Source organism: bacterium (assembly GCA_041648665.1).
Lineage (GTDB): Bacteria > UBA10199 > UBA10199 > 2-02-FULL-44-16 > JAAZCA01 > JAFGMW01.
On the sequence record JBAZOP010000152.1, the window covers coordinates 1 to 4662 of the forward strand.

Annotated in this window: 5 protein-coding genes; 1 reads left to right on the forward strand and 4 read right to left on the reverse strand. The window is 59.2% G+C overall.

Annotation, left to right across the window (positions count from 1 at the left end; genetic code table 11):
• Nucleotides 1-319, forward strand: a 319-nt coding sequence (locus tag WC683_19615; GenBank protein MFA4974815.1) for a hypothetical protein, incomplete at its 5' end; no start/stop codon positions are given.
• A gap of 37 nt (nt 320-356) precedes the next feature.
• Here the strand turns inward: WC683_19615 and WC683_19620 are convergent.
• From WC683_19620 to WC683_19635, 4 genes are all read right to left on the reverse strand, one after another.
• Entirely contained in the window at nt 357-1961 is a 1605-nt protein-coding gene (locus tag WC683_19620) for an Ig-like domain-containing protein (protein ID MFA4974816.1), read from the reverse strand.
• 70 nt (nt 1962-2031) lie between these two features.
• The gene (locus WC683_19625; protein MFA4974817.1) at nt 2032-2934 is read right to left on the reverse strand and encodes a hypothetical protein; all 903 of its coding nucleotides are present in this window, start codon (nt 2932-2934) and stop codon (nt 2032-2034) included.
• Nucleotides 2935-2986: 52 nt separating this feature from the next.
• Complete coding sequence (locus WC683_19630) at nt 2987-3649, reverse strand: hypothetical protein (protein MFA4974818.1); 663 nt, start codon at nt 3647-3649, stop codon at nt 2987-2989.
• Between the two features lie 103 nt (nt 3650-3752).
• A complete protein-coding gene (locus WC683_19635) occupies nt 3753-4517 on the reverse strand; it encodes a M15 family metallopeptidase (GenBank protein MFA4974819.1) in 765 nt (254 codons plus the stop codon).
• Nucleotides 4518-4662 lie beyond the last annotated feature (145 nt).

The following is a 4662-nucleotide window of genomic DNA, read 5'->3' on the forward strand; positions in this document are numbered from 1 at the left end:
TCGATGCTCGCGCCTGAATGACGAGGGATTGTGTTCGATCTACCAGGCCAGGCCCGCAGTATGCCGCCTCTGGGGCGCGGCGCTCCTGATACCAAAGGGCCGCGAAGGGGAATGGGGGCTGCGCCCCTCCTCCACCGCGCACGCGTCTGAGGGCGCGATCACCTGCTGCAGCCTGAATTTTCGGGAAGGCGTGAAACTTTCGGAGTTGCCGCCTGCAGATCTCATCAACGCCGAGACCGCCGTCAGCACGCTCGCGGCGATCAACCACGTCTACTGCAAGGCCATGGGACTCGACCCGACGGAGCGCCTGGCCGTCTAGCGCAGAAGGCCTGTGCAGCGCCGGTTTATCTCAGTCTCTACCACCAGGAGATAAAGACGGCTGTCTGCGGCGGAGGCACGCTGGTGAGCGCGGTGAGACCAGAGTCGTCGGCGTTGGCCGCGATCACATTCATCTGATAGTTTACGCCATCATCGACCATCTGCGTGAAGAGGATTTGCGAGCTGTCGGGCGACCATCGGATGACATTGAGGCTGTCGAAGAACACCATGTCGACCATAACCGTGGAACCTGCGGCAAAATCGGTGATGTTGACGGGATTTGCGCCATAGCGATCGGCGACAAAGATATCCAACGGCCCGCTGGTCGGATCGCCGTAGGCATACGCCACCTTCGTTCCGTCAGGAGACCACGTGCCCACGATCCCCATCGTGCTGCCTGAGGCCGCGGTCAGCGGCGTCATGCCCGAACCGTCGGTGTTGGCGATGGCTACGTCCCATAACGCCGCTGCGGCCACCGTCACCGCTCCGGTGATCGTCGTCGCCACGAGTTGTGAGCCGTCAGGATTCACTTCCCAAGCAATGATCGGGCGGTTCGCCACAGGGGCGACCACCGTCTGCACGTTGCTTCCGTCGACGTTGATCGAATACAAACCGAACTCGGATGCGGCGGAGGCCCCGGTATAGTAGAGCTTCGTGCCGTCCGGAGAGAGCAGTTGATAGACCGCCGAGGCCGTCGCGGGCATATTGGTGAGGTTCACGTTGCCCGTGCCGTCGGTGCCGATTGAGTAGATGTCGTACGGATCATCCTCCCCCACCCCTCCGGCGCAATAATAAAGCTTCAAGCCGTCCGGGGAAATCTGAAGGTTGGGACCCATGACGGTCATCGCGGCGGCGAGGTTTGTGAGGTTGGTCAAGCCGGTGCCGTCAGGGCTTACCGATCCGATGTCGTAGTGCGATTCCGCTGCATCATCGTCATTCGTGAATATGAAATAGATCTTCGAGCCGTCCGGGGCCCACTTGAAGACATCCGCGCTATAGTTCGCAGCCCCATTGGTGAGATTGATCCGGTCGGAGCCGTCTGCGTTCATTACGTAGAGATCCTGACGATCCGAGGGATCCCCCGTCGTTCCGATGAATGCAATGCGCGTAAAGTCGGGCGACCAGGATGCTATGAGGCTGAATGAACCCGCAGTCTTGGTGCCGAAGGCGGTGAGGTTGGTCTGGCTTGAGCCGTCCGCGTTCATGCTCCAGAGGTCGAAGGGACTCGTCGCATCGTCCTCACTGAAGGTGAAGAGCACCGGAGTTTCCTGGGTCGTGAACGTCATCACGTAATCGCCGGTCGCTTTGGTGCGCGCATCGGCGCTGATCGTGAAGGTGTGGAGCATGCCGGCCAGCATCGGCGAGTCGGGCGTGAACGTGAGCGTGCGAGTCGCGGCGTCGTATGCGATGGCGCCGGGCACGTTTATCGCCCCCGCGCGCGCGAGCGTGATGTTCGCCGCCGTCAGAGTGGTCTCGTCGAGGTCGGAACCGAAGGTCGCCGTTATCGTCTGGGTCACCGGCACGCCGGTGGCGCCGTCCTCAGGCGTGATCGCAGTCAGCACATCGCCCGCCGGGCTCGTGCCACCGCAGCCGGCCGCGAACAGAACGACCACTGCCAGTCCTGCAATCAACGAATTCTTCATAAAGTCCCCCCTTTTTCAATGAGAGGAGACTAGCACGAACATCCGCGCATGCTCAATAGTGATAATCCCCTCACCATTCATCCTCGTATATCTCGTCCAGATAGTTGTCCAGGTCGAACGACGAGGCCTCGAACATGTTCCCCTCGCCGTTGGAATCGATGAGCTCTCCGCTTTCGGTGTAGATCAGGCGCTCCTCTTCCCACCGCATCTCGGCCCTGATCTTGGGATAAAAGTCATCATACTGCCCAGCCTGCTCAGCGCTGTATTTATCGGCCAGCCAGACGAGATAGTTATCCTCGATCGAAGCCTCGTCGATCGCCAGCCCAGCAGGCGCCTGCTCGCGCGCCTGCGCCACGAGCTTTGCAACCCTCTGCAGGTGGAGCAGAGGGTTGCGAATAACCTCCGAAGGGATGATCGGGTAACCGAGGGCGAAGATCTCGGCGCTGATCTCAGCCATAGGAGCGATGAGGAATACCACGGAGTCGTGATCGAACTCGAAGTCGCCCAGCTTCCGCCACTCTTGCTCCCAGGAGAAGGAGTAGGCGCCCGGCTCCTCCAGGTCGATCCAGTATCTGTCCGCAGGGCCCATGCCGCGCGGGTATACGCCCTTGTGCATGATGGTCTCTATCGCGCCGCGCTCCAGGTAGTGGACGGGCCTGATATCGGTGCCAAGTGGGTCGATGAGATTCTTCTCGAAGCATATGCCGAACTCGCTGCGCCTGCTCACGAGCTTTCTCAGCCCCATGAGCCTGCTGCCCGAAAAAGAGACGGCCCTTTCGCCCTCCATGCGCGCAAAAAAACCCTTGGTCGCCTGGCCCTGGATGAATCTGTCCTGCGCCATGGAAAAAAGGCTCTGATACGGGGTGTATTTCCTTGTGTCGTCGGCGTGGGACCTCGCCATATGGTAGAGCAGACCGGAAGCCGGGGCCGACTGCATGACAGGGGATGCGAAGATGGGGAATGTGTTGGCCATGATCCAGTTTTATCGCCCAAAAGAAAAAATTGTTGCTCGGAAAAATGACCGATCACATGTCGTCGACAGGGGGTTCCTCTTGTCTTGCCCTGTTTTCCAGGAGACGGGAGGCGCCGTACGTTATGGCGGCGATGCCCAATACGACCAAGGCTATCCCCGGGGCGGAGACCGACAACATATACGAACCGATCGCCAGACTCGCGACGCCCGCAACCCCTGCGAGCCCGCCGACTAACTTGCGATTTATCCCGCTTTTGGTCCGAGCCATTACGACGTCCAGGCCCTCCTCCTCGAAGAGCTTTGCGGCCGAGGCCAACATAGTCAACGCCGCGCTCTCCGAGACAATGCCCAGGTCCCTGGCCTCGATCAGCTGCCTTGCAAAGCGAAGCGGCTCCCTCACCCCTATCTGCTCAAATTTGCCGAACTCGCGCAATTCGGCATGTGCCTCGTCAATGCGCATGTCCATGTAACGCCTGCTCCTGGCGATGACCGTGTCCCTGAAGTCCGCGTAGGCCGAAGCAGGCGACCCCTGCCTTGGAAATACCACGCCATTCCTCTCCGGCTCTTCCACTTCGTTCCAGATCCTGGATTGGACGCCGTCCCACGCATACGAAAGCACAGCGCCGCGGCCCGCCCTGGCGAAGCCTATCATCGTGCCGAGCTGAACCGGCAACGAGGAAACCTGAAGTTTGATCGCAAAGCCGCCTATGGCCATAAAAACCCCTGATAGACGATAATTATCCGACGCTCTTAGCGCATCAAAGCCATGATCCGCAAGCTATTTTTTATTGAATTCAGCATCCTGAAGGACCTGAAGGTCACTCAATCACGAAATCAAACGATCGGTTTGGAAAGGGCTCATCCTTCAACGTGAAATGCCACCATTCCTTGTCGTAGCCTGTAAAACCGTGTTTTTCCATTATCGCCCTCAGAAGCGCCCTGTTGATACGCTGCTGCATACCCACGGAGAGGTTCTCCGGATGCGAAAGCTCGCTGAAGCAGTCGAAGCCGGTCCCCATGTCGATGGAGTTGTCTCGAAAGCGCTTGGACGCAGGGAGTTCGCAGCTGAACAATCTCCGACCATCGTCATAGAGCTCCTGCGGCGGGGTCGGCACGGGGACGATCGTGAGGTCCACGGTGCTGCAGCGGCAATGGCCCGACCTCCTGGCGATGAAGCCGTCGCGAAACAGGTCCTTCTTGTCCACATGCGGATAGAATTCCGCCTTCATCCGGTCGTCATCCAGGACCTCCGCCCACGCGACGAACCGATCGACGGCGCGCTGCGGACGATAACAATCATACACTTTGAACGAGAGTGAAAATCGCCTGAGCTCCGCCTGCGCCTCCGCAAGCGCCTTGGCCGCCTTCTCGGTCAAGATGCATTTCGGCGCGTCATAGCCGTCTATCCTCTCGCCGACGAAATTGTGGCTCCCCGCATAGCGCATATCCGTTGCGATGGAGGGATCGATTTCAGAGATGTCGACAAAGGCCGCAGGCCTTTTTGCGGATGCCGTGCCAAAGACAAAAACGACGAGCAGCAAGACGAAGATTGAAACGAATTTCGACGTGAATTTGACTGTCATATATTTTCACCTCCGCCGCCGGTCCTGCGCCGGTCGCCGCGATCCCTATCGCAAGCATCGGGACGTTGCACCAACTTATTGAACTTGCGGCGACGAATTCTCGCGCCTTGACTCCGTCCTGCCCCTCTTCTATAGCCCTCGCATG

What these genes read in the sequence shown, in the direction of transcription:
- WC683_19630 (MFA4974818.1), bottom strand. Translation starts at nt 3,649, where the DNA reads ATGGCCATAGGCGGCTTTGCGATCAAACTTCAGGTTTCCTCGTTGCCG.
- WC683_19620 (MFA4974816.1), bottom strand. Translation starts at nt 1,961, where the DNA reads ATGAAGAATTCGTTGATTGCAGGACTGGCAGTGGTCGTTCTGTTCGCG.
- WC683_19635 (MFA4974819.1), bottom strand. Translation starts at nt 4,517, where the DNA reads ATGACAGTCAAATTCACGTCGAAATTCGTTTCAATCTTCGTCTTGCTG.
- WC683_19625 (MFA4974817.1), bottom strand. Translation starts at nt 2,934, where the DNA reads ATGGCCAACACATTCCCCATCTTCGCATCCCCTGTCATGCAGTCGGCC.